The sequence below is a fragment of the Chryseobacterium sp. CG10_8 genome (genome assembly GCF_058117085.1).
In genome coordinates this window covers 1-3,001 of sequence record NZ_JBYVEB010000188.1, presented here as the reverse complement: position 1 = coordinate 3,001, position 3,001 = coordinate 1, and the positions used below count along the sequence as shown (strand labels likewise).

Annotated in this window: 4 protein-coding genes; all 4 read left to right on the top strand. The window is 35.9% G+C overall.

Annotated features, from left to right (window positions below):
* Positions 1-872 (top strand): hypothetical protein (locus AC4AGG_RS15940; protein ID WP_489773010.1); only part of this gene is annotated, 872 nt, incomplete at its 5' end.
* Between the two features lie 10 nt (positions 873-882).
* The gene (locus AC4AGG_RS15935) at positions 883-1,647 is read left to right on the top strand and encodes a carboxypeptidase-like regulatory domain-containing protein (protein ID WP_489773009.1); all 765 of its coding nucleotides are present in this window, start codon (positions 883-885) and stop codon (positions 1,645-1,647) included.
* A 105-nt stretch (positions 1,648-1,752) separates the two neighbouring features.
* On the top strand, positions 1,753-2,484 hold the full coding sequence (locus AC4AGG_RS15930; protein WP_489773008.1) for an SIMPL domain-containing protein: 732 nt from the start codon (positions 1,753-1,755) through the stop codon (positions 2,482-2,484).
* A 131-nt stretch (positions 2,485-2,615) separates the two neighbouring features.
* A partial coding sequence (locus tag AC4AGG_RS15925) for a hypothetical protein (protein ID WP_489773007.1) occupies positions 2,616-3,001 on the top strand: 386 nt, incomplete at its 3' end.

Sequence of the window (3,001 nt, the reverse complement as noted above, 5' to 3'; positions counted from 1 at the left end):
ATTTTTTAATCTATTTCCTTAAATATTGCCAAACCTTGTTAAGGTTGGTTAAACTTCATCAACACTTCATTTTTCCTTCTAAATTTGAACAAAAACAAACGGTGAAACAACAGCTCTACTTCTCTATATTGCTCCTTTTTTCGTTTCCACTAGTCTATGCACAACAATATGTGTTTGGAAAAGTTACCAGTATCGACGGAGTCGAGCTTTCGGATGTGTTGGTCACCAATATCTATACCGACAAATCGGTCACAACCAATTCCCAAGGGAATTTTATGATTGCATGTAAAAGTGGGGAAGAAATACGATTTACAAAGCCTCGCTACGAGAGAGCAAGTCGCAAAATAGATTCCGACACTTTTGAAGAATCTATGACCATCGTAATGTCTCCCACGACAATAAAAATAGAAGAGGTAGAAGTACTTCCAAATCTAACAGGAAATCTATCCAAAGATGCTTTGCACTTTGGCAAGAGCAAAAAATTAGTTGCATTGGACGAAAATTTAGAAAGTTATATGAAGAAAAAATCCGACCTTTCTGTCACCAACAGAAAACCAGGGGAATTTGACCAAACGGAATATCGTCCAAAGCAACAAGGCTTAGATATCATCGCAATGACGGGTTTAATTATAAAAGCTCTCTCAAAAGAGAAAATGGATATCAATCATCAGGATAGAGAAGTATTTTTACGATTGATAAAGAGTAAAATCAATATCGCTTATTATAAAAGCATAGGTTTTTCTGATGCTGATATTGACAGACTAATAATTTATGCTAATGACCGCTTCCAATTGGATAAAAAGTACTTTTACAAATTCAATATTCAGATCATTGAAAAATACATCAAAAAAGCAATAAAAGACTTCAAATAAAAATACGATTGTGAGAATAAGATTTTACCTCTTTATTTTATTAATCATTTCAGGACTGATTTCTGCCCAACAATATGCCATTGGGAAGGTTACCAATACCGATGGAGTTGAACTTGCTGATGTACAAGTCACCAATATCTACACCGACAAATTCGTCATGACTGACTCCAATGGAAACTTCATGATAGCATGCAAAATTGGAGAAGAAATACGATTTACGAAGCCACGTTATGAAAGAGCCAGCCGAAAGATTAATGAATCTTCTTTCCAAGCTCCCATCAATGTCGCTCTAACTCCGATTCCAAAGGAAATCGAAGAAATCGAACTAAAACCAGCGATGACAGGCGATTTGAGAAAAGACTCTCGACAATTCAATCAGCCAAAAAAGGTAGAAAAAATGAAAAAGGAGCTGGCACAATATATTAAAAGACCATCAACTCATGCGGTACTTGCTCCAAAACATGGAGAATTTGTACAACCTGTTGGACAAGGTTTTTCTGTTGGTAAGGTAGAACCTCAATGGTCTGACATTGACCTTGCTGAGTTCCTAATATCGACTTTGAGTGAAGATTTCTTTCTTAGCGAGTACCGTCTCAAGAAAACTGAGATTCAACCATTTATTTACTATGTTTTCAGAAGTGGCTTTCCACGAGGCAAAATCCTAAAATATGGTAGTTGTGACTCCAAGTGCGTGGCTGATTTTATCGATTGGGCAAACAAAAAGTCATGGAGCTACAAAAAAAATATTCCTATAGAGGTCAAAAAGAAACGCTAGAAATCCGATGAATTCAGTAAAAGTTAAATTTTATTAATAGATGTTAAAAAATGTTAATTTTTATTTTGAATTTTTTATAATTTTGCTTTGATAAAAAAACAACAAATGAACAAAAATCTTATCGCTATTAGCATTGCATCCCTTGGTTTTATTATTGGTTTGGGACTTTTGGGAAGTGCCATCAAAAACCGAAACAAGTCTGAAAACACCATCAGCGTAACAGGTTTAGGAAGTAAGAAATTCACCTCTGACCTCATTACATGGAGTGGTCGTTTTTCGAGAAACAGCTTCGAACTAAAATCTGCCTATGACCAGCTTGCAGAAGACCGCAAAATTATCATTCAGTATTTGACTTCAAAGGGGTTAAAAGCTAACGAACTGGTTTTTTCGGCGGTTGATATTGAGAAACAGTACAATTACAATTCGGATTCTTCAGGAAACAGCATTAAAACCTTTGCTGGTTACCAACTTTCTCAAACGGTTTCTATCGAAAGTAAAGACGTTGCCAAAATCGAAAACCTTTCTCGGAACATCACCGAAATCATCAATCAAGGAATCGAATTCACGTCCTCATCTCCTAACTACTTCTACACCAAGTTAGCGGATGTGAAGCAACAAATGATTGCAGATGCGACCAAAGACGCCAAACAACGCGCGGAAAAAATTGCAGAAAATGCCGGAAGTGGTCTTGGAAACCTCAAAAGAGCAACCATGGGCGTTATCCAAATCACCGCGCCTAACTCCAATGAAGATTATTCTTATGGAGGTACTTTCAACACTTCCTCCAAAGAAAAAGAGGCAAGCATCACCATTAAACTCGAATACGAGGTGGATTAAAAAATTGACAGTTACTTGTTGATGTACAATTCTCACTTTGACAGATTTTCATTCCACAATCTGGAGTGAAGTATAATTTCGTTTCTTGTTTTGCGTTATTGTATCATTCTTGAAAAAAACACTTACACAAAATGACCAAAGCCTCAACCTTTTTTATTATTTTAATGTTCATTTCATTAAAATCACAGACTCATCGATTTATTTACGAATACAGATTTATCCCAGATTCCACCAAGTCTGACAGTATAATAACCGATGATGTAAGGCTTGAAATCTTCAAAGATCATTCAGAATTCGTCAGTGATTTAACAGCAAAGAGAGCTTCGGCAATTACGATATCTTCAGAAAAAAATACGGGAGAAATTGGCACCAATCTTAAAGGTGGGCAATTAAGCACTAAAGTATGGAAAGACAAAGAAAAGATGTACTCCGTAGAGTATATCGGAGTTGATAGCTACAAAGTCAATAATGACCAACAACTTAATTGGACACTATCCAACGAAACCAAAATAATACA

What these genes read in the sequence shown, in the direction of transcription:
- AC4AGG_RS15930 (WP_489773008.1), top strand. Translation starts at nt 1,753, where the DNA reads ATGAACAAAAATCTTATCGCTATTAGCATTGCATCCCTTGGTTTTATT.